The organism is Nocardia sp. MDA0666 (assembly GCF_003023875.1).
Lineage (GTDB): Bacteria > Actinomycetota > Actinomycetes > Mycobacteriales > Mycobacteriaceae > Nocardia > Nocardia aobensis.
This window is the reverse complement of sequence record NZ_PYHT01000030.1, coordinates 51,029-71,594: the sequence shown is the minus strand read 5'-3', so window position 1 is coordinate 71,594 and position 20,566 is coordinate 51,029. Positions and strand designations below refer to the sequence as shown.

Here is a 20,566-nt window from a genome sequence, read left to right as displayed (position 1 = left end):
ATACGAGATACTGATCGGTCTCGTGGGCTCGGAGATGTGTATAAGAGACAGGTGCTTGGAAACCCTTGGTGCCGTAGAGATTTCCGTAGGAGTCGAACGGTGCCGTCGCGCCCAGGTCGATCAGTTTCACCTGGTCCTCGGTGACCATGATGTTGTCGGGCTTGAGGTCGTTGTAAGCCAGTTCCAGCGCGTGCAGGTATTCCAGCGCGGGCAGGATCTCCAGGATGTAGGCGATCGCTTCCGGCGCCGGCATCCGCTCCGGCCGCGTATGGGTGTCGAGCAGATCGCGCAGCGAGCGACCGCCCACGTACTCCATGACGATGTAGCCGATCGGCGAGCCGCCGGGACCGGGATGTTCGACGAAGTTGTGGATCTTGACGATGCTCGGATGGGCCAGTTCGGCCAGATATTGGCGTTCGGCCACGGCGACGGCCTGGGCCTCGGCATCCCCGCCGTGCAGCAGGCCCTTCAGCACCACCCAGCGGTCGCTGACATTGCGGTCGATCGCGAGATAGATCCAGCCGAGCCCGCCGTGTGCGATACAGCCCTGAATCTCGTACTGCCCGGCGACGCGATCGCCGGCCCGCAGGTACGGGCGGAAATCGTAGGGTGCGCCGCAGTTGTCGCAGATGCCGACGGCCGTGGCGGCGTGCGCGGCCGTCGTGCGCCCGACCGGGCGGCCGCAGCGCCAGCAGTACCGCCGTCCCTCGGCCACCACCGGATCGGCGAGCACCGCCACCATCGGATCCAGTTGCGGCACAGCCGGAATCGGCACCAGACCGGCGCCCAGACGACGGACCGTGGGGCGGGAGCGAACCGTGCGCCCGCTGCGTCCGGTGGGGCGACTCGGCTCGCTCGGATACGACGAGGTGTCGGGACCGCCGGTGCCGGCCGTGGCCGCGGCGGTATCCGACAGGGTGAAAGGCGTTGCAGCGGTGGGCAGGTCGGCGCGCTGAGTTCCAGGGATGTGCTGCGTCCCATGGATCTGCCGAGGCCCGGGTGTCTTCCGGGTCTCCGGCGGTTCCGGGGCGTGGCGGGCCTGTGGTGTCGTCGGATCCTCACCGGATTCCGGTGCGGGCGTGACAGATGTCGGCGGGTACTCGGATTCGGGGAGGTCGTGGTGCTCGGACATGGATCAGTCCCGATAGGTCGGTTCCGGCGGTCCGGCCGCGGGACCCAGCGCGGGCGCCAGCCAATGCTGATAGAGCCGATCCCAGGTGCCGTCGGTGCGCAACCGCTGCAGGGTGGCGTTCACGAATCGGACCATATCGTCGTTACCCTTCGGAATGCCGACGCCGTACGGCTCGTCACTGAGGGCGGGGCCCACCACCTCGGCGTAGGGGTCCTGCGCCGCCAGCCCGGCGAGCAGCGCGTCGTCGGTGCTGATCGCGTCGACCTGGCGCTGCTGCAATACCACCAGGCAGTCCGCCCAGGTCGGCACCGTCATGATCGCGGCCGTCGGCTGGATGTGCCGAATCCGGTCGAGCGAGGTGGTGCCGCCCACCGCGCAGACCCGCTTACCGCCCAGATCCGCCATCGAGGTGATGCCGGATCCCTTCACCGCCAGGACGCGCTGATGCGACATCAGATAGGTGGTGGAGAAATCGACGCGCTGGCGTCGGTCGCAGGTGATGGTCATGGTCTTCACCACCACGTCGACGCTGTGATCCTGCAGTGCCCGTTCACGATCCGCCGAACCGAGGATCCGGTATTCGATGCGGCGCGGATCGCCGAACAGATCGCGCGCGATCTCGGCGGCGACGTCGACGTCGAAGCCGGCGAGGGTGCCGCTGATCGGATCGCGGAAGCTGAACAGATTGCTGCCGGGATCCAGGCCGACCAGCAATCGCCCGCGCGCGCGGACGGCGTCGAGGGCGGGCCCGTGATCGGCGCCGGGACGCAGGCTGGCGGTGGGATTGCCGCATTGCGGTTCGAGACCGGGGGCGGGTGCCGACTGTGGTTGTGTCACAACGGCATTGGCCGGCAGTGGCGGTTCGGTGTAGGTGCCGCTGCCGCCGGTGCGCGGGGCGCTCGGCGCACCGCCGCAGCCGCCGGCCAGCAGGGCCGATGCCGCCAATGCCGCTGCCGCGACCCGCCTCGCCCTCATCGGTACTCCCTCAAACGCGGCCACAGCCCGGCCACTACGAACACCGCCGCCAGCGCGGCCAGGGTGAGTGCGCCCGGGGCCAGGAAATCCAGCGATCGCGCGGCATCGGATATCTCCCCGCGCAGAGTATTCCGCGTTTCACCCATACCGGCGGCGAGCGCGTTGTCGAGGGTGTCGACCGCCGCGCTGGCCTGCGCCGGATCCGCGCCGATCGCCACTGCGGTGGCGGCCGGGAAATCGCCGCGGCCCAGCGCGTCGTTCATCCGCTGATGAGCCGAACGCCAACGGCCCAGTGCCGCATGCGCATTGCGCACATCATCGGCGCCCGGTGCGCCGCCCGGATAGTGGGTGAGCAGATCGTCGAGGCGCGCGGTGGCGGTGTCGTAGGTGTGGTCGTAGTCGCCGCTGGCATCGCGGCGCACCAATTTCAGCGTCTCCGCCGCCCGCGCCTGCTGGGCCAGGATGCGGCTCTCGGTCAGCTGGGCGCCCGGCACCGCGCCGTCGTCGCGTCCCGAGGTGGTCGCCACCGCCGAGAACGATCCGGCGATCACCGTCCAGGCCAGCAGGATCAGCAGAATGCCGGAGGCAACCAGCAGACCCGGGTTGAGTACCCGATGCCAGCGCCGGGCCAGATAGAACTGCGCCGCCACCAGTGCGGCGAGCGTCAGGATCGGCAGCACGATCGCCGCCCACGGCGGCCGCACGTGCTGGCGCTGGGTCGCCGCGATCGCCGCGGACCGGTGCTCCTGCAACTCCTGCGCGGTCGGAAGCATGGTGGTCTGCATGAGATTCGACGCCTCGCTCTGATAGGCGGCGCCGACGGGGTGGCCTTCGCGATTGTTGGCGCGCGCGGTCTCGATGAGGCCGGTGTAGACCGGCAGTTCGGTGGCCACACCGGTGCGCAGCCGGGTGTCGGCATCGGGTGTGATCGAGCCGGGCGTGCCGGCGTTGTCGGACTGGGCCACGAGCTCCGCCGCTGCCTCGCCGACCGCCTGGTCGTAGCGATCGCGCACCGGTTTCGGCTCCAGCCCCCCGGAGATGAACGCGGTGCCGGCGGCGGCATCGGCCACCGACAGCGAGGTGTAGAGGTGCTGTGCGGAATTGGCGTCCGGTTCGGCCTCGTCCAGCAGATAGTCCAGGGCGTGCTGGCGGTGGCCCACCTCTGCGGAGGTGACGGCGCCGGCGATCAGGCACAGCCCGAGCAGTAACAGGCCCAGCGCGATCAGCCGCGCGGGGGACGAGCGCGCGAACGCGCGGACATCGGTCGCGTCGAGCCGGCTGCGCACGGCGGCAGCCGCGGCCCGCGGGGACAGCTCGTCGAGCTGCGAATGCCCGATTCGAGCCATGCCCACCTCCGTTCGTTCAGCGGGTTGCATTGTGCGGACTGAGCTTATTGTGGTCGTACCGGTACCGCCCGATATGTGTCGGTCACGACGGCGGTACCGGAGGCCGGCGATCAGGACGCCGGCGCGGATCGGGACGAGGCGGAGCATGCGCGGTGACGGAGACGGCTTCTTGGAAAGCCCCGATGGGACGCGGCAATGGGGCCTGTTCGGGGCCGCCGGACTGCTGCTGCGGGCACCCCGGCAGGGCGGCGGCGCATTGGTGCTGCTGCAACACCGGGCGCCGTGGAGCCATCAGGGTGGAACGTGGGCGCTGCCCGGTGGTGCACGCGACAGTCATGAGACCAGCGTGCACGCTGCGGTCCGTGAGGCGCAGGAAGAAGCCGGAATCGATCCGGAGGCGGTCCGGGTGCGCGGCAGCCGGGTGACGAGTACCGCGGACTCCGGCTGGACCTATACCACCGTGGTGGCCGATGTGTCGGAAACCTTGGCGACCACCGCTAATCGCGAAAGCGCGGAACTGGCGTGGGTCCCCGAGGAGGAGGTCGACGCCCGGCCGCTGCATCCCGGATTCGCCGTCGCGTGGCCCGGGCTGCGCGCGGCCGCGGCCCGGCTCGAACTGGACGGTCTGGCCGAGGCGGCCGCCGTCGCGGCGGTGCTGCCGCGCACGATCGACCTCGCCGATCGGGGCTTCCTGTGGCTCGACACGCACGATGCCGCCGCGCCGACCGCCCGGATCGCGCAGCGCGAGAACGGATCCGGTGGGTACGCGCGGTACGAGGAAACGCTGGTGCTGACCCTGGATCAGGTACTGGGCTGAACGCCGTATGTGAATAGCCGTGTCCTCCCCATGTGTACGGCTGTGGATCAGTTCGCCGCGTTCTCCAGCAACCGCTGTTTGAGTTCGCGGGCGGCGGCCTGCGGGTCGCGCGCCGCCGTGATGGCACGCACCACGACCACCCGGTCGGCACCGGCCGCGAGCACCTCCGGCAGGCGGTCGCGATCGATCCCGCCGATCGCGAACCACGGCCGGGTCGGATGCGACTCCGCGGTCGAGCGCACCAACTCGATACCCGCCGCGGTGCGGCCCGGTTTGGTCGGCGTATTCCACACCGGCCCGGTGCAGAAGTAGTCGATGTGCTCGTCGACGACCGCGAGCCCGGCCTGGTTGCGATTGTGGGTGGATCGGCCGATCACCACATCCGGCCCGACGATCCGGCGGGCGTACCAGGGCGGCAGATCGCCCTGGCCCAGATGCAGCACATCGGCGCCGGCGGCCAGCGCGATATCGGCGCGATCGTTGACCGCGACGAGCGCGCCGTGGCGGCGGGCGGCGGCCTTCAGTTCGGCCAGCGCGCCGAGTTCGGCGCCGGCCTCGAGCGGCCCGAACTTCGCCTCGCCGGCCGAACCCTTGTCACGCAGCTGGATGATGTCGACACCACCGGAGAGCGCCGCCTCGGCGAATGCGGCCAGATCACCGGTATCGCGCCGGGCGTCGGTGCACAGGTAGAGCCGGGCCGAGGCCAGGCGTTCGCGCGGTGCCATCGGGCGTTGCGGTTGGGACGGTTGCACGGCTTCGACCGTAGCCGCGCTACCGTGGAGAGGCGAAACAAGAGGGCATTCCCGCAGCGATGGCGGCCGCGTGGGAACGCCGATTTCCCGGTGTCGGCCGTGCACGGCGCGGTCCGTGCGAGTCCGGGACCCGAGCGAGGTGGAGTGATGCGAAGTCTGGCCGTCGTGGGTGGGGGTGTGATCGGTCTGTCGGTGGCCTGGCGGGCCGCCGAACAGGGCTGGTCGGTGACGATTCTCGATCCCGGTGTGGGGTCCGGCGCGTCCTGGGTCGCGGGCGGCATGCTCGCTCCTCTTTCGGAGGGCTGGCCCGGCGAGGACGAACTGCTCGAATTCGGCGCGGCATCGCTGCGGCGCTGGCCGGAATTCGGCGCCCGGCTGCGGGAGGCCACCGGGGTGGACGTCTTCGTGGCCCGGCAGACCCTCACCCTGGCACTGGACGCGGCCGATGCCGCCGACCTGCGCACGATCGCCGACTTCTGCGCCACCCACGGATATGCGATGCGCGTGCTCGACCGGGCCGGGGTCCGCGCGACCGAGGCCGGGCTCTCGCGCACCGCCCGGGCCGGTCTGCTGGCCGTGGACGAGCCGGCGGTGGACAATCGCCTGCTGCTCGCGGCCCTGCGTCGCGGATGTGAACAGGCCGGTGTGCACATCGATCCCACGCCCGTGACGGCTGTGGACGAACTCGACCACGATCGGATCGTGCTGGCCGCGGGGTCGGCCAGCGCGCGACTGTGGGAGCTGCCGGTGCGCCCGGTCAAGGGCGAGATCCTGCGGTTGCGCCGGCGCCCGGGCACCCCGCCGCCGCCGTCCTCGGTGATCCGCGCGCGGGTGCACGGCCGGCCGGTTTATCTGGTCCCGCGCGCCGACGGCCTGGTGGTCGGGGCCACGCAGTACGAGGCCGGATTCGACACCACCGTGACCGTGGCCGGGGTCCGCGATCTGATCGCCGACGCGGAAGCGGTGTGGCCGGCCCTCGGCGAATACGAACTGGCGGAGGCCGCCGCGGGCGGACGTCCCGGCACCCCCGACAATCTGCCGCTGATCGGATGGCTCTCGGACCGGGTGATCGCCGCCACCGGTCACGGGCGCAACGGCATTCTCGGCGTACCGATCACCGTCGACGCGGTGGCGGCGCTGCTGGCAGACGACGTCCTCGCCGAGGCGAAGGCCGCCGACCCGCACCGTTTCGCCACCGCCGAAACCGCTACTCCCGCATCATCATCAGGAGGTAACCAGTGACCGCGCAACCGAGTTCCGCGTCCCCATCGATTCCCGTCGGCGTCACGGTGAACGGCACCGAGCACGTCTTCGCGGAGCCGCTCACCGTCCGGGAACTGCTCGAGCGTCTGGAACTGCCGTGCCGCGGCGTGGCCCTGGCGGTGGACGGTTCACTGTTCCCGAAGTCGCGGTGGGACGAGCCGGTCGGCCGGGGCTGGGAGATCGAGGTCCTGACGGCGGTGCAGGGTGGCTGACATTCCGGGCACAGCCATTCCGGGCACAGAATCGCGGCCGGTCGAGCCGCTGCGGATCGCCGATCGCGAATTCGGCTCCCGGCTGATCATGGGCACCGGCGGCGCGGAGAATCTGGCGGTGCTCGAGGAGGCGCTGGTCGCCTCCGGTACCGAATTGACCACGGTCGCCATGCGCCGCATCGACGCCGCGGGCGGAACGGGCGTGCTCGATCTGCTCAAACGCCTCGATATCGCCCCGCTGCCCAATACCGCCGGTTGCCGCACCGCCGCCGAGGCGGTCCTCACCGCGCAGCTGGCGCGTGAGGCGCTGGAAACCGATTGGGTGAAACTCGAGGTCATCGCCGACGAACGCACCCTGCTGCCGGATGCCATCGAATTGGTCGCGGCCGCAGAGCAATTGGTCGACGACGGCTTCGTGGTGCTGCCCTACACCACCGACGATCCGGTCCTCGCGCGCCGCTTGGAGGATGCCGGCTGTGCCGCGGTCATGCCGCTCGGTTCGCCGATCGGCACCGGGCTGGGCATCGGCAATCCGCACAATATCGAGATGATCGTCGAGGCCGCCGGGGTTCCGGTCGTGCTGGACGCGGGAATCGGCACGGCGAGCGACGCCGCGCTGGCGATGGAACTGGGCTGTTCGGCCGTCCTGCTGGCCACCGCCGTCACCCGTGCCCGGCATCCGGCCCGGATGGCGACGGCGATGGCCGCCGCGGTGCAGGCCGGTCACCTGGCCCGCCACGCCGGGCGTATCCCCAAGCGCTTCTGGGCCCAGGCTTCCTCTCCCGCGGTGTGACCACGGGGATGTCCCCAGGTCGCGGCTGGGTGAGCCCACCGGGACCCTAGGGGTCCCCCTCATCCTCGAGGATGACCGGACTCGCGACCTGTGAGCGATGGTCGCGTGCCGCGTTCTCGGGGAGACTGGTGCCCATGATCGAATGCAGAGGTCTTACCAAGCGCTTCGGTGCGACCGTTGCCGTCGAGAACCTGTCGTTCACGGTCACACCCGGCAAGGTGACCGGGTTCCTCGGCCCGAACGGCGCCGGTAAGTCGACCACCATGCGGATGATCCTCGGCCTGGATCAGCCCACGGCCGGGACGGCGGTCATCCAGGGCAAGCGCTACCGCGAGCTGGACCATCCGCTGCGCGCGGTCGGCGCCCTGCTGGACGCCAAGTGGGTCCATCCGAACCGGTCGGCTCGCTCGCATCTGCGCTGGATGGCCGCCGCCAACGACATTCCGGCCGGCCGGGTGGAAGAGGTGTTGCGGCTGGTGGGCCTGACCGAGGTCGCCGACAAGAAGGCCGGCGGATTCTCGCTCGGCATGTCGCAGCGGCTCGGCCTGGCCGGGGCGCTGCTCGGCGATCCGCCGGTGCTGCTGTTCGACGAACCGGTCAACGGACTGGACCCCGAGGGCATTCTGTGGATCCGGCGGTTCATGCAGCGGCTGGCCGCCGAGGGACGCACCGTGCTGGTGTCGAGCCATCTGCTGTCGGAAATGGCGCAGACCGCCGACCATCTGGTCGTGATCGGGCGCGGCAGGCTGATCGCCGACACCGACACCAAGGACTTCATCGCGAAATCGTCGGAATCGACCGTGCGGGTGCGCAGTCCGCAGTTGGACGAGTTGCGCAGCCTGCTCACCTCGAACGGGATGACCGTGCGCGAGGACGGCAGCGCGGCCGACCGGGAAGGATCGGCCGACACCGCCCCCGCGCTGGTGGTGGTCGGGGAAACCAGCGACGCCATCGGCAAATTGGCGGGCGCGAACAGCATCACCCTGTATGAGCTTGCGCCGCAACAGGCTTCGCTCGAGGAGGCGTTCATGCGGATGACCGGAGGTGCGGTGCAGTACCACGGTGAGGGTGTCGAGCAGGCGATGGGAGGTGCGCTCTGATGGGTGTCGTCGCCGCGGAGCGGATCAAACTCACCTCGACTCGGTCACCATGGTGGTGTTCGGCGATCGTCGTGGCGCTGGGCCTGGGCCTGGCCGCCCTGATCGCGGGCGTCTCGCGGGCCAGCATGGGCCACGAGAACGAATCGACGCTGACCACGGCCGGCGCCATGGTCGGTGTCTCCGGCTTCGGCGTCATGGTTCTGATGATCATGGCCGCCCTCACCGTGACCAGTGAATACCGCTTCGGCATCATCCGGACCACCTTCCAGGCGACCCCGAACCGGTCCCTGGTCCTCACCACCAAGGCCCTGCTGACCGGCGCCTACGCGGCGGTGCTGACCTTCGTGCTGGGTCTGCTGGCCTATCTCATCGCGAAACCGCTGGCCGGCGACGCGGGGCGGCAGATGAGCCTGAACTCCGACGCCGATTGGCGCGCGCTCTACGGACTGGCGATCTACGCCTTCCTGGCGGTGATCCTGTCGGTCGGCGTCGGCGCCCTGGTGCGGCAGTCGGCCGCGGCGATCTCGCTGATCGTGTTGTGGCCCTTGCTGATCGAGACGCTGCTCGGTAGTTTCGGTAGCTTCGGCCGCAGCGTGCAGCCGTTCCTGCCCTTCGCCAACATCAACCGGTTCCTCGGGGAGGGCGCCTCCGCGGCGCACTGGCACTGGGGGCCGTGGGGCGGACTGGTCTACTTCATCGTCTTCGTGGCGGTCGTCTTCGGCGCCGCGCTCATCGTGGTCGACCGCCGCGACGCCTGATCCACAACCTGATACCTGCCCGGTCCCGGGCGCTCACCCTCGCGAAGCCCGGGAGCGGGAGGGCGGTCCTGTCGGGGGACTGCTATCCCGGTCACAGCCGCCACTGCCCGGCGAATGTGACGATCACCGGCCCGATGTGCAGCTGTTTCGCGCTGTGCATCGGGCCGGTGTGCTGTGTGCAAAGCCTTCGTTAACAGCACCGTCGGACCTTCCGTGTGGAAGAGCCGGTGGGTAACATCGGCCGGGCAACCAACACGTTATCCATCGGCGGACCCAGCGCTGTGCCCGCTCCGTCCGATAGAGAGGTGGCAGGTGGCGATCATTGGCTACGCTCGGGATGTGAGCGAAAGACCTTCCGGCGACGGCGAAAGCGCGTCCCGCGCAGCCCGTCCCGGAGATGCGCGAAACCGCACGGGCGGTTCGGGGTCGCGCCGCAACGGCACCGCCGGTAGGCGGGGCAAAAGGGGGACCGGTTCCGGTGCGGACAACCGTCGAAACGGCGAGGCCGAATCCGGCGTCGATCCCGGGCTCGATCCGGATGTCGAGATCGTGATTCCGCTCACGCCGGCCGACGAGGCCGAATCTCGCCTGCGCTCGTTCGGCCGGCGCCGATCCGATCAGCTGTCCTCGCTGATGGCCGCGGCCAACCAGCGCGCCGACGTCATCGGCGTGATTCGCAAGGCACGTGAGAACCTGCCCGGCGATCCCGCATTCGGCGACCCGCTGTCGCTGTCCGGGCCCGGCGGTGCGCGGGCGGTGGCCCGCGCGGCCGACAAGATCGTGGGCGACAATCCCAGCGCGGCCAAGGAGCTCGGTCTGGGCGCGCTGCAGGTCTGGCAGGCCATGCTGGAGCGCGTCGGCCGCGGGAAGGGCAGTGCGGAGATCACGGTGGTCTTCACCGACCTCGTGGCGTTCTCGCGATGGTCGCTGTCGGCCGGTGACGAGGCGACGCTGGAGTTGTTGCGGCGGGTGGCGCGAGCCATCGAACCGCCGATCGTCGATCGGGGCGGTCAGGTCGTCAAGCGCATGGGCGACGGGGTGATGGCGGTCTTCGCCTCCCCGGACAGTGCGGTGCGTGCGGTGCTGACCGCGAAGAAGAATCTGGACCGGGTCGAGGTGGCGGGATATCGGCCGCGTATGCGGGCGGGTCTGCACACCGGGACGCCGCGCGAGATCGGCGGCGACTGGCTGGGTGTGGACGTCACCATCGCCGCCCGGGTGATGGAGGCCGGCGGCAACGGCAACACGATGATCTCGGAGACCACCCTCGAAGCGCTGGAGCCGAGCACGCTGAAGGAACTCGAGGTCGCGGCCAAGCCCTATCGGCGCAGCATGTTCGCGGCGCCGCTCAATGGCGTTCCGGAGGGGATGCGCATCTTCCGCCTCGCCGGAGACTAGGCGCCGGGCGGTCTACCACCAGGTGGCCACGCCGACGACCGCGAGGACCGCGCAGACGCCCAGCATCACCGACAGCAACCGGGAGTTCTTCCACATGGTGAAGGCGCCGCCGACCAGGAATCCGGCCACGGCCAGCAGGAGTACGACGATCACGGAATTGGACACCCTGCCATCTTGCCCGGCGGCTCGCGGACCTCGGACACCGGCCGGTTCCGCCGGTTCGCGGTAGCCGCCGGGCGAGCCGGCGGTCCGGTTCGCGGAGTACCCGATCGGACCGCGTTCGGACCGGTCGTGCGGCGGCGCGCCGCGTTTACCTGCGCATTCGGCAATTAACAAGCACGCAGGCTTGATTTTTTCTGTACCCGATGTGAACCTGGAACCCGACGCAGCACAGCCGCTGCGGCAGGCACGTCGCATGAGGAGGCGCCGCGCAGATGACGAGTCTCGGCGCCGACCCGGAGGTCCTCCGGATCGGCAACTGTTCCGGCTTCTACGGCGACCGGTTGAGCGCGATGCGCGAGATGCTCGAGGGCGGGCAACTCGACGTGCTCACCGGTGACTATCTCGCCGAACTGACCATGCTGATCCTCGGCCGCGACCGGATGAAGGATCCGGCCCTCGGCTATGCCAAGACCTTCGTCCGACAGCTCGAGGACTGCCTCGGCCTGGCGCTCGAACGCGGCGTGCGCATCGTCGCGAACGCGGGCGGCCTCAATCCGGCGGGATTGGCGCAGCGTATCGCCGAGGGGGCCGAAAAGCGCGGCCTCACACCGAAGATCGCCTACGTCGAAGGAGACGACCTGCTCCCGCGCGCCCAGGAACTGGGCTTGGGCGCACCGCTGACCGCCAACGCCTACCTGGGTGCCTGGGGTATCGCCGAGGCGCTGAACGCCGGAGCCGATATCGTCGTCACCGGCCGGGTCACCGACGCCTCCGTGGTCGTTGGACCGGCGGCAGCCCACTTCGGCTGGGCCCGAGACGATTTCGACGCCCTGGCGGGTGCGGTGGTCGCCGGGCACGTCATCGAATGCGGCACCCAGGCCACCGGCGGCAACTTCGCGTTCTTCACCGAGATCGAGAATCTCGACCGTCCCGGCTTCCCGATCGCCGAGGTCCGCCGCGACGGCAGCAGCGTCATCACCAAACACGCGAACACCGGTGGCGCGGTCACCGTCGACACCGTCGAAGCGCAGCTGATGTACGAGATCCAGAGCGCGCGCTACGCCGGACCGGATGTCACCGCCCGCCTCGACAGCATCCGGCTCGCCGCCGACGGTGACGACCGGGTGCTGATCAGCGGCGTGACCGGTGAGGCGCCGCCGCCGCGGTTGAAGGTCTCGCTGAACACCCTGGGCGGCTTCCGCAACGAGATGACCTTCGTGTTGACCGGTCTCGACATCGAGGCCAAAGCCGCACTGGCACAGCGGCAATTGGAGAGCTGGCTGCCGGTGCGCCCGGCCGAACTGGACTGGTCGCTGTCGCGGCTGGACCGTCCCGACGCCGAGACCGAGGAACAGGCCAGCGCCCTGCTGCGCTGCGTGGTCCGCGACCCCGATCCCGACAAAGTGGGACGCGCATTCTCCAGTGTCGCAGTCGAATTGGCGCTGGCCAGCTATCCCGGCTTCACCATGACCACCCCGCCCGGAAACGGTGCGCCCTACGGCGTCTACACCGCCGGCTATGTCGACGCGGCCGAGGTCGCGCACACCGCGGTACTGCCCGACGGAACGCGCGTGCCGATCGCCCCGCCCGCTCGGACCCGCGAGCTGGACGAGGTGGCCGAACCCGAGCTGCCGAAACCGCTCCCGTCGAGTGAAACACGCCGTGTCCCATTAGGTTCCATCGCTCTGGCCCGCAGCGGCGACAAGGGAGGAAACGCCAATATCGGCGTGTGGGTGCGCACCGACGACCAGTGGCGCTGGCTGGTGCACACCCTCACCGTCGACACGCTGCGGGCGCTGCTGCCGGAGACCGCGAAGCTCACCGTCACCCGGCACGTGCTGCCGAACCTGCGGGCGGTCAACTTCATCGTCGAGGACCTGCTCGGCCTCGGTGTCGCCTACCAGGCCCGATTCGATCCGCAAGCCAAGGGACTCGGCGAATGGCTGCGGTCCCGCCACATCGACATACCCGTGGAGTTACTACCGTGAGCAGTGTCTGGGATACGCCCGAGCGGCGTGAATTACGCACTACCGTCCGCGGTTTCGCCGAGCGCGAGGTGCTGCCCTATCTGGACGAATGGGAGCGTGCCGGTGAGATTCCCCGTGAACTGCACAAGAAGGCCGGTGCGCTCGGACTGCTCGGCATCCAGTTCCCGGAGGCGGTCGGCGGTGCGGGCGGGGACGGGATCGACGCGGCCATCGTGGCCGAGGAGATGCACTACGCCGGCTGCTCGGGCGGACTGTTCGCCTCCCTGTTCACCTGCGGTATCGCGGTGCCGCATATGGCCGCGTCCGGCAACACGGAACTGATCGAACGCTGGGTGAAGCCCACCCTGGCGGGGGAGAAGATCGGCTCGCTGGCCATCACCGAACCCGGTGGCGGCTCCGACGTCGGCCATCTCACCACCAGCGCCGTGCGCGACGGCGACGACTACGTGGTCAACGGCGCGAAGACCTTCATCACCTCCGGGGTGCGCGCCGACTACGTGGTGACCGCCGTGCGCACGGGTGGCCCCGGCGCCTCCGGTGTGTCGTTGCTGCTGGTCGAGAAGGACCGGCCGGGATTCACGGTCAGCCGCAAACTGGAGAAGATGGGCTGGCTGGCCTCCGACACCGCCGAACTGTCCTATGTCGACGTGCGGGTGCCGGTGTCGAATCTGGTGGGCGCCGAGCACTCCGGATTCGCCCAGATCGCACAGGCTTTCGTCAGCGAGCGGGTGGGCTTGGCGGTGCAGGCCTACGGGCATGCGCAGCGCTGCCTCGATCTGACCCTGCGGTGGTGCCGCGACCGCGAGACCTTCGGCCGCCCGTTGATCAGCCGGCAGGCGGTGCAGAACACGCTGTCGGAGATGGCCCGGCGCATCGACGTCGCCCGCGTCTACACCCGGCACGTGGCCGAACGCGCGGCGGACGGGGAAACCGATCTGATCGCCGAGGTGTGCTTCGCCAAGAACACCGCCGTGGAGACCGCGGAATGGGTTGCCCACCAAGCGGTTCAGTTGTTCGGCGGCTTGGGTTACATGCGCGAATCCGAGGTGGAGCGCCACTACCGCGATGTGCGCATCCTCGGCATCGGCGGCGGCACCAACGAAATCCTGACCAGCCTCGCGGCCAAGCGATTGGGGTACCGATCTTGAGCACTCTCCGTACAGCCATCGACCCGAATTCGGCGGACTATCGCACCGCCGCCGACGCCATGACCGAGAAACTGGCCGAGGTCGAGGCCGAATACGCCAAGAACATCGCGGGCGGCGGCCCGGACAAGATGGCGCGCCACCGCAAGCGCGGCAAGCTCACCGCGCGCGAGCGCATCGAATTGCTCATCGATGAGGATTCGCCGTTCCTGGAGCTGGCGCCGCTGGCCGCCTGGGGCAGCGAATTCCACGTGGGCGCCTCGGTGATCGCGGGCATCGGCATCGTCGAGGGCGTCGAATGCATGATCGTGGCCCCCGATCCGACCGTGCGCGGCGGCACGTCGAATCCGTGGACCCTGCGCAAGAACCTGCGGATGAACGATATCGCGCTGGAGAACCGGCTCCCGGTGATCGGCCTGGTGGAATCCGGCGGCGCCGATCTGCCGACGCAGAAGGAGGTGTTCGTCCCGGGCGGTCGCATGTTCCGCGACCTCACCCGACTCTCCGCGGCCGGAATCCCCACCATCGCACTGGTGTTCGGCAACTCCACCGCCGGTGGCGCCTACATTCCCGGCATGTCCGACTACACCGTCATGATCAAGGAACGCTCCAAGGTGTTCCTCGGCGGTCCGCCGCTGGTCAAGATGGCGACCGGTGAGGAGTCCGACGACGAATCGCTCGGTGGCGCCGAGATGCACGCCCGCACATCCGGTCTGGCCGACTATCTCGCGGCCGACGAACAGGACGCCATCCGGATCGGCCGGTCCATCGTGCGGCGGCTGAACTGGCGCAAGACCGGACCCGCCCCGCGTCCGCGCGCCGGAGTGATCGAACCGCTCTACGATTCCGAGGAACTGCTCGGCATCGTGCCCACCGATCTGAAGATTCCGTTCGACCCGCGCGAGGTCGTCGCCCGGGTGGTGGACGGCTCCGATTTCGACGAGTTCAAACCGCTCTACGGTTCCAGTCTGGTGACCGGATGGGCGGAGCTGCACGGCTATCCGGTCGGCATCCTCGCCAACGCTCGCGGAGTGTTGTTCTCCGAGGAGGCGCAGAAGGCCGCGCAGTTCATCCAGCTGGCCAACCAGTCGAACACCCCACTGCTGTTCCTGCACAACACCACCGGCTACATGGTCGGTAAGGAGTACGAGCAGAAGGGCATCATCAAGCACGGCGCGATGATGATCAACGCCGTCTCCAATTCGAAGGTGCCGCACATCTCGCTGCTGATGGGCGCCTCCTACGGGGCCGGGCACTACGGCATGTGCGGGCGCGCCTACGATCCGCGCTTCGTCTTCGCCTGGCCCAGTGCGAAATCCGCGGTGATGGGCGGTGCGCAGCTGGCGGGCGTGATCTCGATCGTGGGCCGGGCCGCCGCCGAGGCGCGCGGCCAGGCGTTCGACGAGGAAGCCGACAAGGGCATGCGCGCGATGATCGAGGCCCAGATCGAGGCCGAATCGCTGCCCATGTTCATGTCGGGCCGGCTCTACGACGACGGTGTGATCGACCCCCGCGACACCCGCACGGTATTGGGAATGGCGTTGTCGGCCATCCACAATGCCCCGATCAAGGGCGCCGAGGGCTTCGGCGTCTTCCGGATGTGAGGTCTGAGATGACAGTAGGGCCGATCACGAACGTTCTGGTCGCGAACCGTGGGGAGATCGCCCGGCGCGTGTTCGCGACCTGCCGGCGCATGGGCGTCGCCACGACCGCGGTGTATTCCGACGCGGATGCGCACGCACCGCATGTGGCCGAGGCCGATGCGGCGATCCGGCTGCCCGGCAACACTCCCGGCGAGACCTATCTGCGCGGCGATCTGATCATCGAGGCCGCCCACGCCGCGGGCGCCGACGCGATTCATCCGGGGTACGGATTCCTGTCCGAGAACGCGGAATTCGCCCGTCAGGTGATCGCTGCGGGCTTGGCGTGGGTGGGCCCGCCGGTCGCGGCCATCGAGCAGATGGGTTCGAAGGTCGAATCCAAGAAGATGATGGACGCCGCGGGCGTCCCGGTGCTGGCCGAACTCGATCCCGCCGAGGTCACCGAGGCCCTGCTACCCGTGCTGATCAAGGCCTCCGCCGGTGGGGGCGGGCGTGGTATGCGGGTGGTGCGCTCGCTGGCGGAGCTGCCGGATCAGCTCGAGGCGGCCCGGCGCGAGGCGGAATCGGCCTTCGGCGATCCGACGGTGTTCTGTGAGCGCTACCTGGAAACCGGCCGCCACATCGAGGTCCAGGTGATGGCCGATACCCACGGCCGGGTGTGGGCGGTCGGCGAGCGCGAATGTTCGATTCAGCGCCGGCATCAGAAGGTGGTCGAGGAAGCGCCGTCGCCGCTGGTCGAGCGGATCGCCCCCATGCGGGCGCGGTTGTTCGAGGCGGCCCGGCTCGCCGCCGAGGCGATCGGCTACGAGGGCGCGGGCACGGTCGAATTCCTCGCCGACGAACAGGGCGATTTCTTCTTCCTGGAGATGAACACCCGCCTGCAGGTGGAACATCCGGTCACCGAATGCACCACCGGTCTGGATCTGGTCCGGCTGCAACTGCAGGTGGCGCAGGGCTACCGGCTGCCGCCGGAGCCGCCGCCGATGCGCGGCCACTCCATCGAGGTGCGGTTGTACGCGGAGGATCCGGCACACGACTGGCAGCCGCAGAGCGGTGCGGTACATCGCATCGAATTCGGCTCGGGCACAGCCGAATTCACCGTCCTCGCCGAGGCCGGTCTGCGGCTGGACTCCGGTGTGGTGGACGGTTCGGCGGTCGGGGTGTTCTACGACCCGATGCTGGCCAAGGTCATCTCCTACGCCGACACCCGCGAGGAAGCGGCGCATCTGCTGGCGACGGCGTTGCAACGTGCCCGCATCCACGGCCTGGTCACCAACCGCGATCTGCTGGTGCGGGTGCTGCGGCATCCGGCCTTCCTCGCCGGTGACACCGATACCGCGTTCTTCGCCACCCACGGCCTGGAAAACCTTGCCGCGCCGCTGGTGTCACCCGACGACGAGGCGCTGTCCATCGTCGCCGCGGCACTGGCGGACGCGGCCGCCAATCGAGCGCGAGCGCGCGTCGGCGCGGCGCTGCCCAGCGGCTGGCGCAACCTGCCCTCACAGGCGCAGAGCAAGTCCTACGAGAGCCGGGTGTCGGGGACGCACGAGGTGCGTTACCGCCTCACCCGCTCCGGACTCGAGGTCGAGGGGCACGAGGGGCTCGAGCTGATCGAGGCCACACCGGATGTCGTGGTACTCGGGGTGCCCGGCGCGCGTGGCTCGGTGCGGCGGCGGTTCGAGGTCGCGCGCTACGGCGATCTGGTGGCGGTCGATTCGCCGCTGGGTCCGGTCGCGGTGCGCAGGCTTCCGCGTTTCTCGGACCCGGCCGACCAGGTCGCGGAGGGGTCGTTGCTGGCGCCGATGCCGGGTTCGGTGATCCGGCTGGGCGCCGAGGTCGGCACCGCCGTCGAGAAGGGCCAGCCGATTCTCTGGCTCGAGGCCATGAAGATGGAGCACACCATCGCCGCTCCGGCGGCCGGGGTGCTGACCGAACTGAATGTGGTTGCGGGACAACAGGTCGACGTCGGCGCCGTGCTGGCGGTCGTCCATGCCGAAGCGACCGCGGCACCGGCCGAAGCCGCCGCCGAATAGCGACCCACTACAGGAGAATGTCCATGAGTTTCATCGAAACCGACGAACAGAAGCAGCTGCGGGCGGCCGTCGCCAAGCTCGCCGCGAAGTACAACTACCGCGACTACGTATCCGCGAAGGCGCGCCGCAACGAGCCGCTGGACGAATTGTGGGACGAGGCGGGCAAACTCGGCTTCCTCGGCGTGAACCTGCCGGAAGAGTACGGCGGCGGTGGCGCCGGAATCTACGAACTGGCGCTGGTGATGGAGGAACTGGCCGCCCAGGGTGCGGGTCTGCTGCTGATGGTGGTCTCGCCCGCGATCTGCGGCACCATCATCACCAAGTACGGCACCGAGGAGCAGAAGCAGTACTGGCTGACCCGGCTGGCCGACGGCTCGTCGAAGATGGTGTTCGGCATCACCGAACCCGACGCCGGCTCCAACTCGCACAACATCACCACCACCGCGCGCCGCGACGGTGGCGACTGGATCCTCAACGGCCGCAAGATCTTCATCTCCGGTGTGGATCAGGCCGAGGCGGTCCTGATCGTCTCGCGCACCGAGGATTCCAAGACCGGCAAGTTGAAGCCGGCTCTGTTCATCGTCCCGACCGATACTCCCGGCTTCGAGAAGAACCGCCAGGAGATGGACATCATCGAACCGGACAACCAGTTCACGCTGTTCCTCGACGATGTGCGCCTGCCCGGCAGCGCGCTGGTGGGCCAGGAGGACGCCGCGATCGCGCAGCTGTTCGCCGGCCTCAATCCCGAGCGCATCATGGGTGCGGCGATGGCGGTCGGCATGGGCCGCTACGCCATCGACCGGGCGGTCGAATACGCCCGGGAACGGCAGGTCTGGAAGACGCCGATCGCGGCGCACCAGGGCATCTCGCATCCGCTGGCCCAGGTGAAGATCGAACTCGAACTGGCCAAGCTGATGATGCAGAAGGCCGCCGTTCTCTACGATTCCGGCGATGACTTCGGTGCCGCGGAGGCCGCCAATATGGCGAAATACGCTGCGGCGGAGGCGAGTATCAAGGCCCTGGATCAGTCCATCCAGACCCACGGTGGTTCGGGCCTGACCGCGGACATCGGCCTGGCGGGCATGCTCGGCGCGGCGCGGATCGCGCGAGTGGCTCCGGTGAGCCGGGAAATGATCCTGAACTTCGTCTCCCAGCACTCGCTGGGACTGCCGAAGTCGTACTGAGCGGCGACCGGCCGGGCCGCCCGTGCGTGGCCCGGCCGGAGGACACCACCCGAACCGGACGAGGAGGAATGCACACGTGAGCGACACCACCGAAACCACGGGCACCGAAACCACCGGGGCCGAATCTCCTTTCGTGCGGTACGACCTGCGCGACGGCTTCGCGGTCCTCACGCTGGATTCACCGCACAATCGGAATGCGTTGTCCTCGAAGCTGGTTCGCGAACTGCTCGACGGACTGCGCAAGGCCGGGGCCGACGAACGGGTCCGCGGGGTGATCCTCACCCACACCGGTAACACGTTCTGCGCCGGCGCGGACCTCAAGGAAGCGCTCGACGCCGATCCGGCCGCGGCCGCCGATATCCGCACCCGGTGGATGATCGACGTGCTGCGCGGCATCGTGGAACTGCACAAACCGGTGCTCGCGCAGATCGACGGCAATGTGCGCGCGGGCGGAATGGGCATCGTCGGCGCCTGCGATATCGCGGTCGCCGGACCGTCGAGCAGTTTCGCGCTCACCGAGGCGCGGCTGGGCCTGGCGCCGTTCATGATCTCGCTCACGCTGCTGCCGCGACTGACCTCCCGGGCCGCCGCCCGCTACTACCAGACCGGCGAGACCTTCGACGCGGCCGAGGCCGAGCGCATCGGGTTGATCACCGTCGCCGCCGACGATGCCGCCGCCGAGGTCGCCCGGCTGTGCGGCGAACTGCGCAAGGGCTCACCGCAGGGGCTGGCAGAAAGTAAGCGGCTGGTGAATGCGTCCCTCGTCGCCGAATTCGATCGCACCGCCGATGAGCTGGCCAAACGCTCCGGCAGTTTCTTCGGCACGCCCGAGGTGATCGAGGGGATGACGGCCTTCTTCCAGCGCCGCCCACCCAGCTGGGCAGAATGAACCGATCATGACCGCATCGCACGAACCCAAGCAGGACCGCAGCCGGGCCACCCGACAGCGATTGCTCGAGGCCACCATCGACTGTCTGGCCGATATGGGCTGGGCGGCGGCCACTGTCGCGGTGGTCGCCGAACGGGCCGGGGTCTCGCGCGGGGCGGCTCAGCATCATTTTCCCACCCGGGAGGATCTGATCACCGCCGCCCTCGAGTACATGTTCGACGCCCGGATGGCCCAGTCCAAGGCCGAGGCGGCGGCCGTGACCGGAGTGGCGCAGGGTGTCGGCCGCACCGAGGCGGTGGTGGCGCAGCTGGTCGAGTCCTATACGACTCCGCTGTTCAAGGCCGCGCTGCAGGTGTGGACCCACGCCGCGGCCGATCCGGTGTTGCGTGAACGCATCGTGCCGCTCGAGGCACACTTCGGCCGGGTCTCCCATCGCCTGGCCGTCGAGGCGCTCGGCGTCGACGACTCCGACCCGGTCGCCCATCACCTGGTGCAGGCCACCCTCGACATGGCCCGCGGCCTGGGGCTGGCCGACGTCCTGACCGACGACTCGGTCCGCCGCAAGCAGATCGTGCACCAGTGGGCGGTGACCCTGCACATGGGGCTGCACACGCCGCACTGACATCACGCCCGCTGGTGGGAACAGCGCTGATGAGAAGGGTGCTGGGCTGCGCTAGCGTGATCGGGCACATGCATCACATATCGAGCGAGGGGAATCGATCATGGATTCGGGTTCTGCGGCAGCTCTGGAAGGTATCCGGCAGGGATATCTCAACGGCGATCCGGTGGCGACCGCGCTGTTCATCCCACTGTTCTTCATCGCCGGAATCTTCGGCCTCATCCAGGGGCGGCCTTTCTGAGACCGCGAATGTGAGCACCCGATTTGGTGCCGTCGCCCGCGACCGATAAGCTGACCGGGCTCCGGTTGCCGGAGCGCAGTTCTCGGCCCCGTCGTCTAGCGGCCTAGGACGCCGCCCTCTCAAGGCGGTAGCGCGGGTTCAAATCCCGTCGGGGCTAC

At 69.1% G+C, this 20,566-nt stretch carries 20 protein-coding genes and 1 tRNA gene; 16 read left to right on the top strand and 5 right to left on the bottom strand.

Annotation, left to right across the window (positions count from 1 at the left end; genetic code table 11):
- The 3 genes from C8258_RS28980 to C8258_RS28970 form a co-directional block, all read right to left on the bottom strand.
- Positions 1 to 1,132 (bottom strand): serine/threonine protein kinase (locus C8258_RS28980; RefSeq protein WP_233225411.1); only part of this gene is annotated, 1,132 nt, incomplete at its 3' end.
- 3 nt (positions 1,133 to 1,135) lie between these two features.
- Positions 1,136 to 2,107: a glutamate ABC transporter substrate-binding protein gene (locus C8258_RS28975; RefSeq protein ID WP_106957862.1), complete on the bottom strand. Its 972-nt coding sequence runs from the start codon at positions 2,105 to 2,107 to the stop codon at positions 1,136 to 1,138.
- Positions 2,104 to 3,453 (bottom strand): hypothetical protein, encoded by a 1,350-nt coding sequence (locus C8258_RS28970; RefSeq protein ID WP_106957861.1) that lies wholly within the window; start codon positions 3,451 to 3,453, stop codon positions 2,104 to 2,106. Before C8258_RS28970 ends, C8258_RS28975 begins: the two co-directional genes overlap by 4 nt.
- 145 nt (positions 3,454 to 3,598) lie before the next feature.
- Here C8258_RS28970 and C8258_RS28965 point away from each other — a divergent pair, with 145 nt between their 5' ends.
- Positions 3,599 to 4,270, top strand: coding sequence for an NUDIX hydrolase (locus tag C8258_RS28965; protein WP_106957860.1), 672 nt, complete (start codon positions 3,599 to 3,601; stop codon positions 4,268 to 4,270).
- A 47-nt stretch (positions 4,271 to 4,317) separates the two neighbouring features.
- On the opposite strand, the gene thiE is transcribed toward C8258_RS28965, so the two are convergent.
- On the bottom strand, positions 4,318 to 5,022 hold the full coding sequence (gene thiE / locus C8258_RS28960) for a thiamine phosphate synthase (protein ID WP_030516618.1): 705 nt from the start codon (positions 5,020 to 5,022) through the stop codon (positions 4,318 to 4,320).
- A 147-nt stretch (positions 5,023 to 5,169) separates the two neighbouring features.
- On the opposite strand from thiE, the gene thiO reads away from it, so the two are divergent.
- The 6 genes from thiO to C8258_RS28930 all read left to right on the top strand — a co-directional run bounded on the left by thiO (position 5,170) and on the right by C8258_RS28930 (position 10,546).
- A complete protein-coding gene (gene thiO / locus C8258_RS28955; protein ID WP_106957859.1) occupies positions 5,170 to 6,264 on the top strand; it encodes a glycine oxidase ThiO in 1,095 nt (364 codons plus the stop codon).
- Positions 6,261 to 6,497, top strand: coding sequence for a sulfur carrier protein ThiS (gene thiS / locus C8258_RS28950; RefSeq protein ID WP_063012958.1), 237 nt, complete (start codon positions 6,261 to 6,263; stop codon positions 6,495 to 6,497). The genes thiO and thiS overlap by 4 nt, the downstream gene beginning before the upstream one ends.
- Before the next feature lie 16 nt (positions 6,498 to 6,513).
- A complete protein-coding gene (locus tag C8258_RS28945; RefSeq protein WP_036506409.1) occupies positions 6,514 to 7,290 on the top strand; it encodes a thiazole synthase in 777 nt (258 codons plus the stop codon).
- Positions 7,291 to 7,424: 134 nt separating this feature from the next.
- Positions 7,425 to 8,390, top strand: a complete 966-nt coding sequence (locus C8258_RS28940; protein WP_036506373.1) for an ABC transporter ATP-binding protein — start codon at positions 7,425 to 7,427, stop codon at positions 8,388 to 8,390.
- A complete protein-coding gene (locus C8258_RS28935) occupies positions 8,390 to 9,148 on the top strand; it encodes an ABC transporter permease (RefSeq protein WP_106957858.1) in 759 nt (252 codons plus the stop codon). The genes C8258_RS28940 and C8258_RS28935 overlap by 1 nt, the downstream gene beginning before the upstream one ends.
- 633 nt (positions 9,149 to 9,781) lie before the next feature.
- Positions 9,782 to 10,546, top strand: a complete 765-nt coding sequence (locus C8258_RS28930) for an adenylate/guanylate cyclase domain-containing protein (protein WP_106957867.1) — start codon at positions 9,782 to 9,784, stop codon at positions 10,544 to 10,546.
- A gap of 12 nt (positions 10,547 to 10,558) precedes the next feature.
- Here the strand turns inward: C8258_RS28930 and C8258_RS33015 are convergent, their stop codons facing one another.
- Positions 10,559 to 10,711, bottom strand: coding sequence for a hypothetical protein (locus C8258_RS33015; protein WP_199195888.1), 153 nt, complete (start codon positions 10,709 to 10,711; stop codon positions 10,559 to 10,561).
- Between the two features lie 269 nt (positions 10,712 to 10,980).
- Here C8258_RS33015 and C8258_RS28920 point away from each other — a divergent pair, with 269 nt between their 5' ends.
- The 9 genes from C8258_RS28920 (at position 10,981) to C8258_RS28885 (ending at position 20,565) form a co-directional block, all read left to right on the top strand.
- Positions 10,981 to 12,696: an acyclic terpene utilization AtuA family protein gene (locus C8258_RS28920; RefSeq protein WP_106957856.1), complete on the top strand. Its 1,716-nt coding sequence runs from the start codon at positions 10,981 to 10,983 to the stop codon at positions 12,694 to 12,696.
- The gene (locus tag C8258_RS28915; RefSeq protein WP_233225410.1) at positions 12,693 to 13,844 is read left to right on the top strand and encodes an acyl-CoA dehydrogenase family protein; all 1,152 of its coding nucleotides are present in this window, start codon (positions 12,693 to 12,695) and stop codon (positions 13,842 to 13,844) included. Before C8258_RS28920 ends, C8258_RS28915 begins: the two co-directional genes overlap by 4 nt.
- A gap of 59 nt (positions 13,845 to 13,903) precedes the next feature.
- Positions 13,904 to 15,445, top strand: a complete 1,542-nt coding sequence (locus tag C8258_RS28910) for an acyl-CoA carboxylase subunit beta (RefSeq protein WP_369974827.1) — start codon at positions 13,904 to 13,906, stop codon at positions 15,443 to 15,445.
- A gap of 8 nt (positions 15,446 to 15,453) precedes the next feature.
- A complete protein-coding gene (locus tag C8258_RS28905) occupies positions 15,454 to 17,475 on the top strand; it encodes a biotin carboxylase N-terminal domain-containing protein (RefSeq protein WP_106957853.1) in 2,022 nt (673 codons plus the stop codon).
- A gap of 23 nt (positions 17,476 to 17,498) precedes the next feature.
- Positions 17,499 to 18,659 carry an acyl-CoA dehydrogenase family protein gene (locus C8258_RS28900; protein WP_063001166.1) on the top strand — a complete coding sequence of 387 codons (1,161 nt, stop codon included), beginning with the start codon at positions 17,499 to 17,501 and terminating at the stop codon, positions 18,657 to 18,659.
- A gap of 76 nt (positions 18,660 to 18,735) precedes the next feature.
- Complete coding sequence (locus C8258_RS28895; protein ID WP_106957852.1) at positions 18,736 to 19,548, top strand: enoyl-CoA hydratase family protein; 813 nt, start codon at positions 18,736 to 18,738, stop codon at positions 19,546 to 19,548.
- A 7-nt stretch (positions 19,549 to 19,555) separates the two neighbouring features.
- Positions 19,556 to 20,170, top strand: coding sequence for a TetR/AcrR family transcriptional regulator (locus tag C8258_RS28890; RefSeq protein WP_036506355.1), 615 nt, complete (start codon positions 19,556 to 19,558; stop codon positions 20,168 to 20,170).
- A gap of 100 nt (positions 20,171 to 20,270) precedes the next feature.
- On the top strand, positions 20,271 to 20,408 hold the full coding sequence (locus C8258_RS33010; RefSeq protein ID WP_157104452.1) for a hypothetical protein: 138 nt from the start codon (positions 20,271 to 20,273) through the stop codon (positions 20,406 to 20,408).
- Positions 20,409 to 20,492: 84 nt separating this feature from the next.
- Positions 20,493 to 20,565, top strand: a tRNA-Glu gene (locus tag C8258_RS28885).
- Position 20,566: the final 1 nt, after the last annotated feature.